General features: G+C 67.9%; 13 protein-coding genes. 5 read left to right on the forward strand and 8 right to left on the reverse strand.

Going from position 1 to position 16769, the window contains the following annotated elements; translation table 11 throughout:
• Positions 1-29 precede the first annotated feature (29 nt).
• From KOR34_RS21880 to KOR34_RS21890, 3 genes are all read right to left on the reverse strand, one after another.
• Positions 30-578, reverse strand: coding sequence for a hypothetical protein (locus KOR34_RS21880; protein WP_146568253.1), 549 nt, complete (start codon positions 576-578; stop codon positions 30-32).
• 91 nt (positions 579-669) lie between these two features.
• Positions 670-3102 carry a helicase HerA domain-containing protein gene (locus KOR34_RS21885; protein ID WP_146568254.1) on the reverse strand — a complete coding sequence of 811 codons (2433 nt, stop codon included), beginning with the start codon at positions 3100-3102 and terminating at the stop codon, positions 670-672.
• Positions 3103-3183: 81 nt separating this feature from the next.
• The gene (locus KOR34_RS21890) at positions 3184-3573 is read right to left on the reverse strand and encodes a ferredoxin-thioredoxin reductase catalytic domain-containing protein (RefSeq protein ID WP_146568255.1); all 390 of its coding nucleotides are present in this window, start codon (positions 3571-3573) and stop codon (positions 3184-3186) included.
• 649 nt (positions 3574-4222) lie between these two features.
• Between KOR34_RS21890 and KOR34_RS21895 the strand changes: the two genes are divergently transcribed.
• Positions 4223-4810 carry a sulfotransferase family protein gene (locus KOR34_RS21895; RefSeq protein WP_146568256.1) on the forward strand — a complete coding sequence of 196 codons (588 nt, stop codon included), beginning with the start codon at positions 4223-4225 and terminating at the stop codon, positions 4808-4810.
• Between the two features lie 3 nt (positions 4811-4813).
• Here the strand turns inward: KOR34_RS21895 and KOR34_RS21900 are convergent, their stop codons facing one another.
• The 5 genes from KOR34_RS21900 to KOR34_RS21920 all read right to left on the reverse strand — a co-directional run bounded on the left by KOR34_RS21900 (position 4814) and on the right by KOR34_RS21920 (position 11296).
• Entirely contained in the window at positions 4814-5923 is a 1110-nt protein-coding gene (locus KOR34_RS21900) for a DUF1559 family PulG-like putative transporter (RefSeq protein WP_146568257.1), read from the reverse strand.
• A gap of 45 nt (positions 5924-5968) precedes the next feature.
• Positions 5969-7978 (reverse strand): alkaline phosphatase family protein, encoded by a 2010-nt coding sequence (locus KOR34_RS21905; RefSeq protein ID WP_146568258.1) that lies wholly within the window; start codon positions 7976-7978, stop codon positions 5969-5971.
• Positions 7968-8822: a PEP-CTERM sorting domain-containing protein gene (locus KOR34_RS21910; RefSeq protein WP_146568259.1), complete on the reverse strand. Its 855-nt coding sequence runs from the start codon at positions 8820-8822 to the stop codon at positions 7968-7970. Before KOR34_RS21910 ends, KOR34_RS21905 begins: the two co-directional genes overlap by 11 nt.
• Positions 8823-8960: 138 nt before the next feature.
• Positions 8961-9617, reverse strand: a complete 657-nt coding sequence (locus KOR34_RS21915; RefSeq protein WP_197531661.1) for a PEP-CTERM sorting domain-containing protein — start codon at positions 9615-9617, stop codon at positions 8961-8963.
• Positions 9618-9805: 188 nt separating this feature from the next.
• Positions 9806-11296 (reverse strand): matrixin family metalloprotease, encoded by a 1491-nt coding sequence (locus KOR34_RS21920; protein WP_146568261.1) that lies wholly within the window; start codon positions 11294-11296, stop codon positions 9806-9808.
• A 490-nt stretch (positions 11297-11786) separates the two neighbouring features.
• Between KOR34_RS21920 and KOR34_RS21925 the strand changes: the two genes are divergently transcribed.
• The 4 genes from KOR34_RS21925 (at position 11787) to KOR34_RS21940 (ending at position 16763) form a co-directional block, all read left to right on the forward strand.
• Positions 11787-13160 carry a CmpA/NrtA family ABC transporter substrate-binding protein gene (locus tag KOR34_RS21925; protein ID WP_146568262.1) on the forward strand — a complete coding sequence of 458 codons (1374 nt, stop codon included), beginning with the start codon at positions 11787-11789 and terminating at the stop codon, positions 13158-13160.
• Between the two features lie 129 nt (positions 13161-13289).
• A complete protein-coding gene (locus KOR34_RS21930) occupies positions 13290-14918 on the forward strand; it encodes an ABC transporter permease (RefSeq protein ID WP_146568263.1) in 1629 nt (542 codons plus the stop codon).
• A 16-nt stretch (positions 14919-14934) separates the two neighbouring features.
• Positions 14935-15792, forward strand: a complete 858-nt coding sequence (locus KOR34_RS21935; protein ID WP_146568264.1) for an ABC transporter ATP-binding protein — start codon at positions 14935-14937, stop codon at positions 15790-15792.
• Between the two features lie 32 nt (positions 15793-15824).
• Positions 15825-16763: an ABC transporter ATP-binding protein gene (locus KOR34_RS21940; RefSeq protein ID WP_146568265.1), complete on the forward strand. Its 939-nt coding sequence runs from the start codon at positions 15825-15827 to the stop codon at positions 16761-16763.
• The last annotated feature ends 6 nt before the right edge of the window (positions 16764-16769 follow it).

Below are 16769 nucleotides of genomic sequence, written 5' to 3' on the forward strand. Positions count from 1 at the left end.
GGAAGGGCGGGCGGATCGCGGCGGCGCGCCTAGGGGAGACGCTGGAAGTAAAGCCAGCCAAAACGAGGGTCGACCCCCTCCTCGCGGAGCGTGAACGCGTCGCCCAGGTCGTTGAGTTCCAGCAGGAAGCGGCGTTTGGTTAGCTGGGGCAGGTCGTCGCCCTCGGCCTGGGTTGGCACGCCGTCGACCAGCTCGATCAACGAGACGCCAACGTCTGTCGACAACACCTTCCAGGAGCCTTTAATCGGCTGCCCGCCGTTGAGGCTCATCACCACCTGGTCCTGCGGAAGGAACTCGAGCAGCACGGTGAAGTTAAACGCCTCGAGGTCGGTCTGCTCGCTGGGCTGCATCGCGGCCAGCTTCTCGGCGGCCTCCTTCTCCTCGGCGCTGACCGGACGCGTGACCTCGCGTGGGATGTAGCCGGGGGCGGTGGGGATTGGGTTCCTCTCCCGCTTGGCGGCCAGGCTGTCTGGCCGTCCCTCCCACTTGCCGATGAGGAGCTGCGAGGTCGAGGCGGGGCCGCAGCCGCACAGCAACGCCGTGCAGAGCAGCAGAGGAAGAGGGCGGGGAATGGCCACGGCGTCGGGCTGTAGGGAGGGCAGGGCGGGGGATTTCGGACCATTATTCTAAGCCGCCTACGCGTCGACCGCCACGCTGGGCGCCCGCCCGCTAGTAGGCGGGGGTCGCGGCGCCCGATTCGGACAGCTCGTACGGCAGCCAGGCCAGCACCACCTGACCGACGTCGATGTCCGATTTGCGGGGCGAGACCTCCAGATTGGCCAGCTCAAGCTGATCCGGCCCGTAGGCCGACCGGACGTCCGCGGCCGCCTGCTCCTGCTCGGCCTGCAGCTCGTCGAGCTCGGCCTGCGCCTCCTCCAGCGCCTGCTTGGCCCGGCTGGCCTGCCCGTGCTCGGTGGCGGCCCTTCGGGCGGCCGTGACGCTGGTGCTCCGCTTCCGCTTGGTCGCCTTGTTGCCGAGCATGCTCAGCACCAGGTCGAGCACCTGCATCAGGAACCCGCCGACCCGGCCCCAGAACTGGGAGTTCTGCTCATCGAAGTACGACTGCTTTTTCGCGATCTTCTCCCGGGCGCGGGCGACCCGCTTGGCGTAGCTGGCCTCGACCTTCTGCAACTCCTCCTGGAGCCGCAGCCGGGCCCGCTCCGCCAGCCGGTCCCGGAACGCCTGCTGATCTTCACCCGGGCGGGACACCTCATCGAGCGCCCGGCACTCGAACAGCGTCAGCCGTTGCTCCTGGTACAGCCACTCCTCGAGCTCACGGGCGAAGCCCCGGTAGTTCTTCTCGTTGGCGAGGTCGGCGGGCAGCGGCGCCCGCGCGGCGTCGGCCGGCGGCGGGTCGACCAGCACGGGGCACTGGTCGTAGGCGATCGCGCCGCCCCACACGCCATCGGGCACCTGCTCGTTCTGACTCTTGAGGACGTACACCTCCCGCCACTCGTCGACGACCGGCTTGCGATCGACAAAGTGCACCTTCCCTGATCCGAGCAGCGCGGGGCGGTACTCAAGTCGGGTCGTTTCGGGGAGCTTCTCCCGCACAGCGACCCACCGCTGGTCGACCCCATCGACCTTCTCGACGGGGGCCGCTGCTTGCCGGGCAGGCTTTTCGACTTCTGGCTCGGAGGGCTTTGCGGGTGCGACTGCGTTGTTGGCGTCTGGCAAGAATCGCTCCCGCACGCCGTCCATCAGCCGCTTGATGTGACCGCGGGTCAGCGGGCCCGCCAGGTACGACATGGCCCAGCGGGTGTGGAACACCTGGGGCGCATCGTCGTGCACGTTGTTGAGCAGGAATACGCGGCTGCCGAGCGCGGCGAGCGTGGCCTCCATCGCCTGCTTGTTGAACCCCGCGCCCGCCTGGGCCGAAGCGCCCTCCAACCCCTCGATGACGCGGGCCTTGTCGCGTTCGGTCTGCAGCCGCCCCAAGAACCACGCGCCGCAGTTCGACAGGCCCTTGTAGTCCAGGTCCACCGGGTTCTGCGTCGCGAGCACGCAGCCCACGCCGAACGCGCGGGCCTGCTTGAGCAGCGTCAGCATCGGGCGTTTGGACGGCGGGTTGGCGACCGGCGGGAAGTAGCCGTAGACCTCGTCCATGTACAGCAACGCCCGCAGGCTGCCGGTGCCGGGCTGGGTCCGCATCCAGGCCTGAACCTCGTTCAGCAGGATGGTTACGAAGAACATCCGCTGCGCGTCGTCGAGGTGGGCGATTGAGATGATCGACAGCCGTGGCTTCCCCTCGGGGTTGTAGAGCAGCTTGCCAACATCCAGCGGCGCGCCGGTCATCCAGCCGGCGAACGAGGGGCTCGCCAGCAGGTTATTGAGGTCCATCGCCAGCGCGGTGCGATCCTTCTGCGGGAAGAAGGAGTCGAGCTGCATCACGCCCACGGTAGCGAACGGCGGGTCCTGGATCTCGCGGATCATGTCCGCCACGTCCAGGTCGTGCCCCGCCTGCCAGGCGGTGGTGAGGATCGTCGACAGGAAGATGTGCTCGCGGCTGCGCACCGGGTCGGCGTCGATGCCCAAGAGCGCGAGCAGCCCCGACACGGCCGACGCGACCCGCTCGCGGAACACCTCGGAGTCGGCCAGGATCTCGCGCGGCGGCGCGTTGAAGCTCTTCAGCACCGTCAGCGGGATGCCGGCCGACGAGCCGGGCGTGAAGATCAACCGCTCGACGGAGTCGTTGTACTGCTGGATCCGCTCGGGGCCCTCGCCCCAGTCGGCCAGCCCGCTGCGCCACAGCTCGGCCGTGCTGGCCGCGAACTCGTCGGGCGACTGCCCCTTGCGGGCCGCGACGCTCTCGTCGATCCAGGGGCGGAAGTCCTCCGGCGCCAGGTTGGGGAACGCCAGCAGCAGGTTGCCGAGGTCGCCCTTGGGGTCGATCGCGATGGCCGGCACGCCGTCCAGCGCGGCCTCCTCCAGCAGCGACAGGCAGAGCCCTGTCTTGCCGCTGCCGGTCATCCCGACGCACACCGCGTGTGTGGTGAGGTCTTTGCTCTTGAGCAGCAGCGGCGCCTGGGCGTCGGTTTGGCCGGTGGCCAGGTCGTGCCGGCGGCCGAGGTAGAAGTGGTTCTTGCTGTCGAGGTCGGGCATTGGCTAACGGACGATGCGAGGAGAACGAGCGTCGGGATTCTCGCCTGTTCGGCGTCCCACGCCAAGAGACGCCGGCTTGCCCTACGCCCCCTCGCGGCCCTTGTCCGGCGTGGGGTCCTTCACCACGCCGTAGATCTCGCGCCCCTCGTGGTCGTCGGGCAGGTACTCGGTGATCGGCTTGCCGTCGGCGGTGACGAACAGCAAACAGTGGCAGTACTTCCACTTCTTCATCTCGTCGCACGCGCAGATCCAGCGGCGGCCGTGCTCCTCCAGCTCCTTCTGCTTGCTTGGGTAGAAGTTGCACGGGCAGAGCGGGCGGCCGACCTCCTCGATGTTGGCGGCCAGGCCGTTGATCACCACCTCCGTGACGCCCGCGTCCGGGTGCCCGACCGTGCCGGACTTCTCCCAGTACTTCTGGACGTACTTGGTCATCTTGTCCACGTTCTTCTGCGACGGGTTGAGTGTGCCCATGCGATGCCCTCCGACCGGTTTGCGAGAAAAGCCTCCGTGTTACTTCACAATAGCGGATCCGAAGTGATCAGTCGCCCTGCTCAGCTCGGGCCCGGCTGGGGGAGCTGCCGAAGGGTCAGCGAGAGTTTTCGCAGTGGTATCTCCTTCTGCCCTTGCTGTTGTGTGGCCATTCCAAGCTGCCGGCGCAGCGTGATAAACGGCGCCCCCATGTGAGCTGACGCGGTTGGAAGTGGCGGGCAGCCGGTAGAATTTGCTTCCTGCGAATCGACTCCTCCACGCCGAGTCACTCTTCCGCGTGGAACCCACCCGTTTGGGTGTTTCGTCCGATTCGTTTTGTCCAAAAACAAGCGCGGAGGGGACAAAACTCAGGACAGATTCTCTGATTGAGAGTTTGTAAGTGCTTTTCAAGAAACGTGTTACGGTAACTGTCCGAGGAGGGCCCGCAGGGGTTTTGTCCCTTTTTGAGCGCACTAAGCGGACACTGTTCTCACGCGATTAAGCCGGACCTCGACGCACAGCGGCGGCGGACTTAAGAATGCGGACGTACGATCACCGCTTCCATTAGATCGCTTGGCGTGGCCGTTTTCCACGACGAAGTGGCAGACTAGTCTGTACTACTTCACCCACCGCACCGCAGGCATCGACCAACTTGAACCTCTACGCCGGCAAGCCGGAATACCTCACTATTGTCACCGGGCTGCCCCGCTCCGGCACGTCGATGCTGATGCAGATGCTGGCGGGGGGCGGCATGACGCCGTGTTCCGACGGGCTGCGGACCGCCGACGAGAGCAACCCGCAGGGCTACTGGGAGCACGACCGCGTCAAGCGGCTCGCCACCGACGCGGCCTGGCTGCTGGACGTCGAGGGCGACGCCATCAAGATTGTCGCGCCGCTTCTGCGTTTCCTGCCCGCTCCGCTGGCGTGCCGCGTGATCTGGATCGACCGTGACCTGGACGAGGTGCTCGCCTCGCAGCAGAAGATGATCGCGCTGGCCGGCGCCCGCGGCGCCGACCTGCCGGCCGACCGCCTCAAGCAGGCGGTCGCGCAGCAGCTCGAGGGCGCGCGGGCGTGGCTCGCGGCGCGTCCCGCCACGCCGGTGCTGACGCTCGCGCACCGCCAGGTGATCGACGACCCGGCGGCGGCCGCCGAGCAGATTGAGCGGTTCCTCGGGCTGGGCCTGGACGCCACGGCGATGGCCGCGGCCGTCTCGCCGGAGCTGTACCGCAACCGACGCTAACCGCTACAGCGAGTCCTCGACGCCGACCTCCTCGCCGGCCATCGTCGCGAGGGCGAAGAACGCGGGCTCGTCGATCGACTGCTTCACCGGGTGCACCGACCCATCGACCAGCGTGAACAGCACCACGCCTGTGTGGAACGAACCGAAGTACGACCACTTGGTCTCGTAGCGTGACTCCGGGTTCTCCGGGCCGTTGGGGATGGGCTGGCCGTTCTCCTGCTGCACATCGAGCCCCAGGTGGGCCGGCAGCGCGCCGGCGCCGACCCACGAGAAGCCCTGCACCAGCCCGCTGTCGATCTCGGTGTTGTAGATCGTGCGGATACCTGTGCCGTAGGTGCCGGGCGCCTCGCCGAACATCAGCGTCTTGGAGGTTCCGTCGGTGATCTTGGCGAGCCGGACCTTGCTGCGGGTCCCGAACGGGCCGCCAAGCTGCCGAGAAACATCGTAGCCGGTGTCGGAGGTGACCCCGCGGCCGACATCGCCGTACAGCCCGGCCACGCCCTGGTAGTGCGTCAGGCCGAACACCGTGCCGGGGTTGGCGGGGTAGCTCGCCTGGGCGTAGCCGTTGTCTTCTTTGCTCGCGTCCCAGCCGTCGGGGAAGTTGCCGTAGACCTGGATGAGCGTGCGGTTGCTGGGTTGCCGCTCGGGCACCGAGGGGCAGATCAGCGTGTCGATCGGCGTGGCGGCCGCCTCGACGATGTTGGTGCGGGTCCAGAAGTTGAAGTCGTACTGGTCGACGCCCACCTGGTAGCCGGTCAGGATCTGAGACTCCAGCGCGGACTCCTCCAGCTGCGGCAGCAGCGACACGAACACGCTGGTCCACTGGTTCGGTTTGCCAGGCCCCTCGAAGTTGGCGTTGGGGAAGCTGAAGTTGCGGCTGCCGAGGTAGCCGGGCGGCAGCCGGTTGTTGGCCGACTCGAAGTTCAGCGCCGCCAGGCCGAGCTGCTTCAGCTTGTTGGTGCAGCTCGAGCGGCGGGCGGCCTCCCGCGCCGACTGGACCGCCGGGAGCAGCAGCGCGATCAGGATGCCGATGATCGCGATCACCACCAGCAGTTCGACCAGCGTGAACGCGGCCCGCTGGGCGGGGCGTGTGGGGAGGGGGTGGGGCCTCATCTCGTCAATCCTTTTGAGTCGCCTGTTACCTGGTTGGGTCCATTGCTAAACGGCGCCGGCGGCCCGCACCTGCTTCGCCTGCAGGTCGGCCCGCAGCGCCTTGTCCGGCTCGCCCGCGGCGCGGTACGCGGAGGCCAGGGCTTGGTGGGCCTCGGAAAAACGCGGCGCCTGCTTCACGCAGAGCGTGAGCGCCTCGACCGCGCCGGGGTAGTCGCCCAGCGCCAGCATCGCCTTGCCGATGGTGCAGTGCGCCCGGGGGAAAAAGTGGGTCAGCTCGGCCGCCTGCAGGGACAGGCTGAGCGCTTCGTCCGGTTCGCCCAACGCCAGCTTGGCGCGGCCCAGCCCCTCGAGCGAGACCGAGCACTCCGGGTCGATCGCCAGCGCCTTCTCGAACGCCTGGGTGGCGGGCGTGTGCTTCTCGGCCGCCAGGTAGACCGCGCCCAGTTTGTTGTAGAGCCCGGGCAAGCGGGGCTGCGACGCCTCGACCCGCTGGTAGAACTCGAGCGCGCGGTCGTGGTCGCCGTCGGCGTGGGCCAGCACGCCCAGCATCATGTGCAGCCGGGGCTGGTCGATCTGTTTTTCTTGCAGCCCCTCCAGCAGCGAGCGGGCGTCGTCGTGGCGGCCTAGCGCTAGCAGGCAGCTCGCCAGGAAAACCTGCCCCTGGGCCGTATCGCGGACGCAGGGGTCGATCGCCTCGAACACCTCGACCGCCTGCTGGAAGTCCCGCGCGTCGGCCAGCGTCTGCGCCAGGCAGAGCTGGTTCTGGGCGATCGTGTCGCGGACGGTCTGCTCGGACTCCGCGCTCGGGGGGTCGATGTAGCCGAGCGCCACGAGCTGCTGCATCGCCTCGCGGGCCTCGGCCGGGTCGACCCGCAGCGAGCCGCTGTGCATGCCGCACCCGCCGGGGATTTCCTCCCAGCTCTCGATGCGGCGGGGCTCGTCGGGCAGGTCGAGCGCCTCGGCCAGCACGCGGCCGGGCATGTCGTAGCCGGCGGGCAGCCCCAGCAGGTGCAGCAGGGTGGGGGCCACGTCCAGCAGCGACGCGCCGAACAGCCTCCCCCCCGGCTTCACCCCGGGGCCCTGCGCCGCGAGCACGCCGAACGGACGGTGCCACTCGACGGGGCCCGACTTGCCCTCGCGCGGGTCGGGCCGCAGGTGGTTGTTGTAGTAGCCGTGGTCGGACATCAGCACCACGGTGGTGTCGTCGCCGGCCAGCGTGAGCAGCGCTTCGAGCATCATGTCGTGGAAGCGGTAGATGCCGACCATGCAGTTCTGGTAGGCGTCGAAGTCCTCCTGCGACACCTGGTCCATCTTCGGCGGGTGGAACTCCATGAACTCGTGGCCGAAGCGGTCGATGCCCTCGTAGTAGACGGCCGTCAGGTCCCACTCGGTGGTGGTCATCAGGTGGGTGGCGGCCGCGTGCACGGTGGCGGTCTGCGCCAGCATCCGCTGCAGCGCGGCCAGGCGGTTGGCGGGCTGATCCTGCAGCCGCGCCGCATCGGGGACGAAGGGCAGGATCGCCGTGGCGTCGATCTCCCGCGGCCGCACCCGCAGCTCGGCCAGCTCGTCGGTGAGGTCCGCCGGGTGGACCGACCCCTGCGGCGGCGGGGTGACGCCGTCGTCGGTCGCGGAGAACACCTCGAACTGGTTGGAGACCATCGTGCCCGCGATCGGCTCCGCCGGGTGCGAGGCGTACCAGCCGACCACGTTCGAACGCAGCCCGCACTGCGTGAGGATGTTCCAGATCGCCTTGCACTTGCGGCTGGTGCTGGCGGAGGGACGCACGCCCGGGCCGTCGGGGTCGGGCTCGGTGAAGCCGAGCACGCCGTGCCCGCTGGCGCGCTTGCCGGTGGCGATGCTGTTCCACAGGATGGGCGAGAGCATCGGCTGCAGGCTGGCCAAGTTGCCCCAGCTGCCGCGCTGCATCAGCCCGGCGGTGGCGGGCATGAGCCCCTGCTCGATGAGCGGGTGGATCATCTGCCAGTCGGCGGCGTCCCAGCCAACCAGCAGCACCCGCCGGGGCGAGGCGTCGGACTGTCGTCGCTCAACACTCATGGTCGAGGGGGCCCCGGCGGCGGCGGAGAGCGGTCAGGCCGAGCGCGCCGGCGGCCAGCAGCCCGAGCGTGTGCGGCTCGGGCGCGGGCGAGGCCGCGCCGGGTGCGGCGCCGGCGCCGTACTGGCCGCGCCACAGGTCGTAGTCCGCCTGGTCGACCACGCCTTCGCTAGCGCCTTGCTCGTCGCCGTTGCCGCTGAGGGCGAAGTCGGTTCCCAGGTTGTCACGCCACACGGTGTAGTCGGCGGTGTCCACCGCTCCGTCGGCGTTGTAGTCGCCCGGCAGGCCGTCGGGGCCGGTGTCGCCGGTCAGGATCCCGACGCCGGGGACATCCTCGTACGCCCAGTCGTTGATGATGAACGTGCCGGCGGCGTTGTCGATGGAAACGCGCACCCAGCCGTAGTGCAGGTTCTCCTCCATCGCCCCGCCGATCGGGAAGCTCAGGCCGATGAACGCGCCCTCGGCGTCGTTGAACTCGGCGTTCGGGTTGTTGGCGCCGTAGGCGAGCGACACCACAAACGGGGCGGCGGCGGTAGCCGCCGCGTCGACGAGTTCCCCCGCCCCCAGGGCGGACGCGTAGTTCAAGCCGGTGGAGAACCCAACAATCTTGCCGGGCTCGAACGGGATCGACGCGCCCTGGTAGTTCCCGCCGAAGAAGACGTAGTTCTTCAGCAGCAGGTCGGCGTATTCGTCGTCGTCGATGCTGAGGTTCTGAGCAAAAGCTTGCTCGATGGCCAGGTCCTGGACGCCGGAGTACACCACCACAGCGGACGCATCAGCGCCTAGCAGCGCCGCCGATGCGGCGGCGGAGTAGGCGGCCTTGCAAGCGATTTCATCGCGTCGCATGCCAGATTTCCTCTCGATTCTCGAAGGCGGCTGATACCGGCAACGGTTGGGTAGTCATCCTCACACGGCCCGTGTGGGGGCAGCGGTGCGCGACCAATCAATAGCCCAAGGAGGCGACTGTCGTTGCCACTCTATTGGTTAAGACGCGTCCTTGCGGCGGCGCCGCACCGCGGCCAGTCCGGCCGCGCCGGCCGCCAACAGCCCCAGCGTGCCGGGCTCGGGAACCTGACCGGCGAACAGGCCCTCGCCGGGCGTGTCGTTGTAGGCCCAATCGTTGATCACGAAAGTGCCGGCGGCGTTGTCGATCGTCACACGCACCCAACCGAAGTGGCTAGTCGCGTTGATGGGGAACTCCAGGCCGATGTAGGCGCCGGTGGCGTTGTCAAACTCCGAGTTCGGGTTGTTCGGGTAGGCCAGTGAAACAGCGAACGGCCCGCCGGCGGTCGCGCCCGCGTCGATCGTGTCGCCAAAGCTGAGCGCGGTCGCGTAGTTGATCCCGGTGTTGAATCCGACAACCTTGCCCGGATAGAAGTTGACGGTGGCGCCCTGGTAGTTGGCGCCGAACACATAGTTCTTCAGCAGGATGTCGGTGTAGGCGTCGCCGTCGAGGTTGAGGTCCTGCGCGCTGAACTGGGCGATCGAAATGTCCTGCACGCCGGAGTAGCGGACTTCGGCCTCGGCCGAGGCGGCGGTCATGGCGGCGGCGCCGGCGGCGACCGAGTAGGCCGCGCGCTTGGCCAGAGTGGCAGAGCTGTCAGAGTTGCTGGCCGCCGAGGAGCTGTTGTGCAGAGTCATTAGCAGAGCTTTCTTGAGAGGATCTGGGTGCACGGTGTGCGTCCTGCCAAGACGTTGAAACTCCGCCAGAGACAACGCTTGAAGCGGGAAGTCCATTCCCAGCGTGCGAGTTTAATTTTGCGGTGGGCGGCAGGCAATCAGAATGGACGCTTCGGGCCCGTATCACGGGAATCCGAAAGTCGGCGCCGCTAGCCCTCGTTTGTGAAGAAACGGTTAAGGCGGCCCTGCGCCGCGCTGGTCCGACGAAGACTGCAGCAGCCGGCCAAGGCAGCGAGGAGCGCACCCGCTTGGGGGGAGGGCACCGGGGCGGCCGCGAGCGCGGTTGAGCCAAACGCCGCACGCCAGGCCGCGTAGTCCGCTGCATCAACGACGCCGGGTGAGGCCGTTTCGTTGGGCAGGGGCTCGCCAGAGCCGAGCCGGTCCCGCCACACCGTGTAGTCGGAGGCGTCCACCGCGCCGTCCGCGTTGTAGTCGCCCGCCAGACCGGCCGCCGCCGCGAGGGTCAGGCCGTACAGCTGCACCGCCTCCCGATCGCCAACGACCCGAACGTAGTACGACCCCGGGTCCACGAGGCTCAGCCCGGAGATGCTCTCGGGCTCGCCCAGGGCCGCCGCCGAGGCGGAGGCGACGAGCGTGGGCGCCGGGGAGCCCTCGCGGTAGAGCTCGACAGACAGGTCCGCCTGGCTGTTGGCTTCCACGGTGACGAATGGGTCGTTGAAGAACGCCCGCTCGGCGTAGTTCCAGCCGCGGGGCTGCACGGTCAGGTCGAGGGTGAGGGGGGCGTCGACCGTGAAAAAGAAGAAGTCCTCGTCGTCGGCCGCGGCGATGCTGACGAAGTCATCCTGGTCTGGCGCGATGACGCCGTAGGCGGTGGGCGCGTCGCCGCCGATGGCGATCTGCCCTCCCGGCGACAGCGCCCCCAGCGGGCTGGCCGCCGCGAACGATCCGTTCCCACCCGTGGCGCCGCGTTCGAAGGCGTCGCCGTACAGGTAGTGGACGCCGCGGATATCGTCCTGCTGCGGGCCGTCGTAGCTGGGCGACTCGGTCGCGTACGGGGTCATCAGCACGTGCGAGTTGGGCGACTCGGTGTGCCCTAGCCCCAAGCTGTGGCCGATCTCGTGTGTGAGCGTGTTGCGGAGGTAGAAGTAGTCGAGCGTCGGGTCGCTGAACCGGTTGACGTCGCTGGTGTCGAGCATCACATCTGCGTTCGGCAGGAAGCCGGCCTGGCCGTAGGTCCCGCCGGGACCGTCGATTGTCGTGCCGCCCAGCCGGATGTCGCCGCGCACGCCGAGCTGGCCCCGGTTGATGTTCAGGCCGTGGGTCACGCCGTCATCGTTTGCCTCGTAGACAAGCGTGACGCCGCTTACCTCACCCCACCGCCGGAACGACTGCTCGACGTACTCGAACCAGGGCCGCTCGGTCAGGTCCGCCCCGCCGCTGGTGTGGCCGAACATGTCGTCGAGGTCGGCGATCAGGTCGCTCGGCCGGCTCTGGCCGCCCACCGCGTTGAACAGCGATGTTCCGTCCGGCACGACGCTCCAGGTCAGCGTGACCGGCAGGCCGTAGCCCTGCGTTGTGCCGTCGGTCGCGGTGGATACCCAGCGGCCATTGGAGTAGTAGGCGTGGCAGGGCCCGCACAGGAGGGGCAGGGCGGCGCCGATCAGTATCCAGGATCTCATCGGGCCGCGGGCGAGGGTAGCGAGGGGTGGGGCTTGGGTGAGAGCAGTCGGTCCTGCGCTGTTCAGGCCCGACTCGGACCGCCTGGGCGCCGCCGCGTGGCGGCCACCCTATTAGAAATAGCCGATCCGAGGCGTTCAACGATTTCGCCGCCGCCAATGCGGGCATCCGGTTGGGACGATGTTGGGCGGCAGCGGCCGTACACGGGGCAGCGGCGCCAGCGGATCAGGGGCAGGCTGCTGGGCTTCGTAGCAACCGTGCCTCGAATGTGTGCAGGCGGCACCGGCTGCGGTTGGGCGAACGGGGCGCCGGTGGATCAATCCGTGCCCTGGCGTGAGCAATCACGACCCTGGTGGGTCAATCTCAGCTCATTCGGGCCTTTGGCTCGGTACCTGCTTAGCTCCCTATTCGTCCGAGGTGACGGCCGCACCTCGACGCCCCCTCGACTCCCTCCAGGCGATCCTCACCAGAGAAACCGAGAAGTACTCCGCCATGCGATTGACCCGCTCGTTCCTCTCCAGCTCTGCCTGCCTCGCGTTCTGCGTGGCGGGGCTCTTTGCTTCGGCCGCGGTCGCGCAGGACAAGGTGCTGCTGGACCTAGAAAAAGACGAACTGAAGTTCGGATTCATCAAGCTCACCGACTGCGCCCCGATCGTGATCGCGAAGGAGAAGGGCTTCTTCGAGGACGAGGGCCTGCAGGTCGAGGTGATCGCGCAGCCCAACTGGAAGACCCTGCTGGACAACGTGATCTCCGGCGAGCTGGACGGCGCCCACATGCTGTCGGGCCAGCCGATCGCCGCCACGATCGGCGTGACCACCAAGGCCGACGTGATCACCCCGTTCACGATGGACCTCAACGGCAACGGCATCACGGTGTCGAACGACATCTGGGCCGAGATGCAGGAGTTTGAGCCGGAGCTCGACACCGACCAGCCCGAGCACCCGATCAGCGCCCACGCGCTCCGCGGCGTGGTGGACGACTACATCGCCGACGGCAAGAAGCTGCAGATGGGCATGGTGTTCCCCGTTTCGACGCACAACTACGAGCTGCGGTACTGGCTGGCCGCCGCCGGCATCCACCCCGGCATGTACACCACGTCCGACCCGGTCGGCAAGACGAACGCCGAGGTCGAGCTGTCGGTCACGCCGCCGCCGATGATGCCCGCCACGCTCGAGGCCGGCAACAACCAGGGCTACTGCGTCGGCGAGCCGTGGAACCAGCAGGCCGTGGCGAAGGGGATCGGCGTGCCGGTCACCACCAACTACGACATCTGGAAGAACAACCCGGAGAAGGTGTTCGGCGTCACGGCCGCGTGGGCCCAGGAGAACCCGCAGACCATGATCGCCGTGGTCAAGGCGCTGATCCTGGCCGGCAAGTGGCTCGACGAGACCGACGCCAGCGGCAAGCTGGTCAACCGCGAGGAGGCCGCCCGCATCCTGTCCCGCAGCGACTACGTCGGCGCCGACTACGACGTCATCAAGAACTCGATGACCGGCTACTTCTACTTCCAGAAGACCGACAAGCGTGAGATGCCGGACTTCAACGTGTTCTACAAGCACCAGTGCACCTACCCCTGGTACTCCGACGGCGTCTGGTTCCTGACCCAGATGCGCCGCTGGGGCCAGATCCCGCAGGCCAAGCCCGCGGAGTGGTACGACGAGGTCGCCAAGAAGGTCTACAAGCCAGAGATCTACCTGCAGGCCGCCAAGCTGCTGGTGGAGGAAGAGCTGATCGACGAGGCCGACGTCCCCTGGGACACCGACGGCTACAAGCCGGCCACCAGCGACTTCATCGACGGCAAGACGTACGACGGGCGCAAACCGCTGGAGTACCTCTCCGCGTTTGAAATCGGCAACAAGGACTGAGCCGCAAAGCGACCGTTATCGGGCGCCCCCGGAGGCACGGACTCCTCCGGGGCGCCCCGCTAATAACCGCCAACACGCCGGCCCGCCCGGCCTCCCCCGAACCACTACCCCGGCGCCAAACGCCCCGCAATGAAATACCGCATCTTCAAAGCGATCGATGTCTGTGGGATGAACTTCCTGACGCCCGTCGTCAGGCTGATGTACGGGGAAGAGCCCCAGAAGCAGCTCAAGGACATCGGCCGGTTTATCGTCGTGCCGATGGTGGCGTTCATGGTGTTCATCGGCGTGTGGGGCTTCCTCGCCCCCCGGCACACCACCAAGTACGGCGCCGTGCCCACGCCCGCCGAGACCTGGGACGCGTGGGGGTCGATCCTCACCTTCCACGAGCGTGAGACCGCCAAGGAGCAGGCGATCGTCGCCCCGGCGGCCGAGCGCGAGGCCGTGGAGAAGTTCGCCGACGCCCGGCTGGAGGAGCTGCAGCCGCTCATCGCGGAGGCCAAGCAGGGCGTGGCCGACGCGCGGGCCGCCGAGAAGGAGCGCAAGGACGAGCTCATCGCGCCGCTGCAGGCCGAGTACGACCAGCTGAAGGAAGAGTACGACGCCGGCCGCAAGGAGCAGCAGGCCGAGCTCAAGGCCGCGGCCGAGGCGATCGCCACCGACGCCGACCGCCAGGCGCTCACCGAGGAGTACCTCGCGCTGGACGCCTGGATGGATGAGAAGAAAGAAGCCTACAACAAGGTGAAGGACCAGATCGGGCTGATCCGCAACCAGAAGGACCCCGAGCTGCTGGCCGCCATCGCGCTAGAAACCAACTACGCGGAGGAGGCCCAGTTCCTCCGCAAGATGCAGGAGCTGGCCGGCCCGAGCAGCCGCGAGGAAACAGTCGCCAGCGCCGAGGCCAAGCTGGCCGAGTACGAAGAGCAGTACGCTTCCGCCACCGGCTCGCAGGCGCTGACCCTGGCCAAGCGCCAGGTCAGCCAGATCCGCCGGCTGGAACGCGACCGCGAGAAGACCTACGCCAAGCCGTGGACGCTGCCGATGCAGGTCGTGCGGTCGATCTTCTGCGTGTTCACCGGCTTCCTGATCGGCGTGGGTATCGCCGTGCCGCTGGGCGTGCTGTGCGGGCTCAGCAAAACCTTCATGGCGGCTATGACGCCGTTCATCGCGCTGTTCAAGCCGGTGTCGCCGATCGTGTGGCTGCTGATCCTGTGGATCATCGTCGGCGGCTTCTTCCCCGACCCCAACAACAGCCCGTTCCTCGAGGGGATCAACTCGATCGTCAACTCGTTCGTGTGGCTGGTCTCGTTCGGCATCGTCAAGGACCTGCAGATCAACCCGGCGTTCATCGCGTCGGCCCTGACGGTGTCGATGTGCTCGCTGTGGGCGACCCTCACCAACACCGCGCTGGGCGTGGCGAGCGTCGACCAGGACCACTACAACGTGGCCCGCGTGCTGCGGCTGGGCTTCTGGGATCGCTTGTTCAAGATCGTGCTCCCCTCGGCGCTGCCGCTGGTGTTCGCCGGCATGCGGATCTCGCTGGGCGTGGGCTGGATGGTGCTCATCGCGGCCGAGCTGCTCGCCTCGTCCGAGGGGCTGGGCAAGTTCGTCAACGACATGTTCCAGAACGGCGACTCGCGCTCCTTCGCCTTCATCATGGCGATGGTGTTCGTGGTGGGCGTGATCGGCCTGGTGCTCGACCGGATCATGATCGTCCTGCAGCGCCTGGTCAGCTTCGACGGCGGCGCTGCCGCGGTATAGCAGCAAGGGAAACAGCGTGGCCTACCTAGAGCTAGACAATGTGGACTTCGGCTTCGGCCCCCCCTCGAACCGCTACGAGGTGTTCGAGGGCGCGTCGCTGAGCGTGGAGCAGAACGAGTTTGTCGCCGTGATCGGCTTCTCCGGCAGCGGCAAGTCGACGCTGATCTCGCTGCTCGCGGGGCTGGAGAAGCCCGACCGCGGCGCGGTCCGCCTGAACGGCAAGCCGGTCGGCGAGCCCGGGCCCGACAAGGGGGTGGTGTTCCAGAACTACTCCCTGCTGCCCTGGCTGAGCGTGTACGGCAACATCGAGCTGGCGGTGAAGCAGGTCTTTTCGAAGATGGGCCGCGGCGAGCGCCGCGACTACATCCAGCACTACATCGACATGGTCAGCCTGACCGGCAGCGAGTGGAAGCTGCCGGGCGAGCTGTCCGGCGGCATGCGGCAGCGGCTCAGCCTGGCCCGCACGCTGGCCATCAAGCCGGAGGTGCTGCTGCTGGACGAGCCGCTCTCGGCGCTCGACGCGCTGACCCGGTCGCAGCTGCAGGACGAGATCATCCGCATCTGGGAGGTCGACCGCCGCACCGTGGTGATGATCACCAACGACGTCGACGAGGCGGTCATCATGGCGGACCGGATCGTGCCGCTCACGCCCGGTCCTGCGGCGCGCCTGGGCAAGGAGTTCAAGGTCTGCCTGGACCGCCCCCGCGACCGCGCCACGCTCAACTTCAACCCGGCGTTCAAGCAGCTCCGCAACGACGTCACCCGCTACATGGTGTCGCTGGATCAGGACGCCCGCCGACTCGCCACGGCGCGCGAGCTGCCGCTCCCCGACATCAAGCCGGTGACGCCCGGCCCCCGTGTCAGCATCGCCTAGGTCTTCCAACCGCCCCACGACGCCAAACCGCCATGCACGACGACCGCTACGTCGAGATCTTCAACCTGATCAAGGCCTACCCCAACCCCTACGGCGAGCCCGTGCGGGTGGTGGACGGCTACGACCTGGTTATGCGGCGGGGCGAGTTCGTCAGCGTGATCGGCCACTCGGGGTGCGGCAAGAGCACCGTGCTGACCATGGTCGCCGGGCTCAACGAGATCACCGGCGGCAGCATCGCCGTCGAGGGCCGCGAGATCGACGGCCCCGGGCCCGACCGCGCGGTGGTGTTCCAGTCGCCCTGCCTGCTGCCGTGGATGACCTCGTTCGACAACGTGATGCTGGGCGTGCGGAAGGCCTACCCGCACGGCACCAAGCAGGAGCGGCGCGAGATCGTCGAGTACTACCTCAACGCGGTCGGCCTGGCGGACTCGATGAACAAGTACCCCCGCGAGATGTCCGGCGGCATGCAGCAGCGGGTGGGCATCGCCCGCGCGATCGCGCTGAAGCCGCGGATGCTGCTGCTGGACGAGCCGTTCGGGCGGCTCGACTCGCTGACCCGGATGGGACTGCAGGACGTGATCCTGGGGATCCTCGACCGCGAGCGGATCACCACCATGATGGTCACGCACGACGTCGACGAGGCGATCTACATGTCCGACCGCGTGTGCATGATGACCAACGGCCCCAACGCCCACGTGGGGCAGCTGCTGGACCTGCCGTTCGAGCGGCCCCGCTGCCGCGAGTCGGTGCTGGAGCACCCGCTCTACTACGACCTGCGCGGCGCGCTGGTCTCGTTCCTGGAGCAGCAGGACCACCGCCACGGCGAGACGCCGTCCGACGCGTCTAGCGACTCCAACTGGGACGACACCGTCCACATGGTCGAGGCGATGGCCGCCACGAACAGCGTCACCCCGGCCCCGCACATCGGCGCCGCCGCCCGCGAGCCGGAGCTGGCCGACGCGGCGGTCTAGGGGCGG

Origin of the sequence: Posidoniimonas corsicana, from assembly GCF_007859765.1 — a bacterium.
GTDB lineage: Bacteria > Planctomycetota > Planctomycetia > Pirellulales > Lacipirellulaceae > Posidoniimonas > Posidoniimonas corsicana.

Bases quoted from the DNA above. Each gene is read 5' to 3' on its own strand.
- KOR34_RS21885 (WP_146568254.1), bottom strand. From the start codon at position 3,102: ATGCCCGACCTCGACAGCAAGAACCACTTCTACCTCGGCCGCCGGCAC.
- KOR34_RS21890 (WP_146568255.1), bottom strand. From the start codon at position 3,573: ATGGGCACACTCAACCCGTCGCAGAAGAACGTGGACAAGATGACCAAG.
- KOR34_RS21900 (WP_146568257.1), bottom strand. From the start codon at position 5,923: ATGAGGCCCCACCCCCTCCCCACACGCCCCGCCCAGCGGGCCGCGTTC.
- KOR34_RS21905 (WP_146568258.1), bottom strand. From the start codon at position 7,978: ATGAGTGTTGAGCGACGACAGTCCGACGCCTCGCCCCGGCGGGTGCTG.
- KOR34_RS21910 (WP_146568259.1), bottom strand. From the start codon at position 8,822: ATGCGACGCGATGAAATCGCTTGCAAGGCCGCCTACTCCGCCGCCGCA.
- KOR34_RS21915 (WP_197531661.1), bottom strand. From the start codon at position 9,617: ATGACTCTGCACAACAGCTCCTCGGCGGCCAGCAACTCTGACAGCTCT.
- KOR34_RS21920 (WP_146568261.1), bottom strand. From the start codon at position 11,296: ATGAGATCCTGGATACTGATCGGCGCCGCCCTGCCCCTCCTGTGCGGG.
- KOR34_RS21925 (WP_146568262.1), top strand. From the start codon at position 11,787: ATGCGATTGACCCGCTCGTTCCTCTCCAGCTCTGCCTGCCTCGCGTTC.
- KOR34_RS21930 (WP_146568263.1), top strand. From the start codon at position 13,290: ATGAAATACCGCATCTTCAAAGCGATCGATGTCTGTGGGATGAACTTC.
- KOR34_RS21940 (WP_146568265.1), top strand. From the start codon at position 15,825: ATGCACGACGACCGCTACGTCGAGATCTTCAACCTGATCAAGGCCTAC.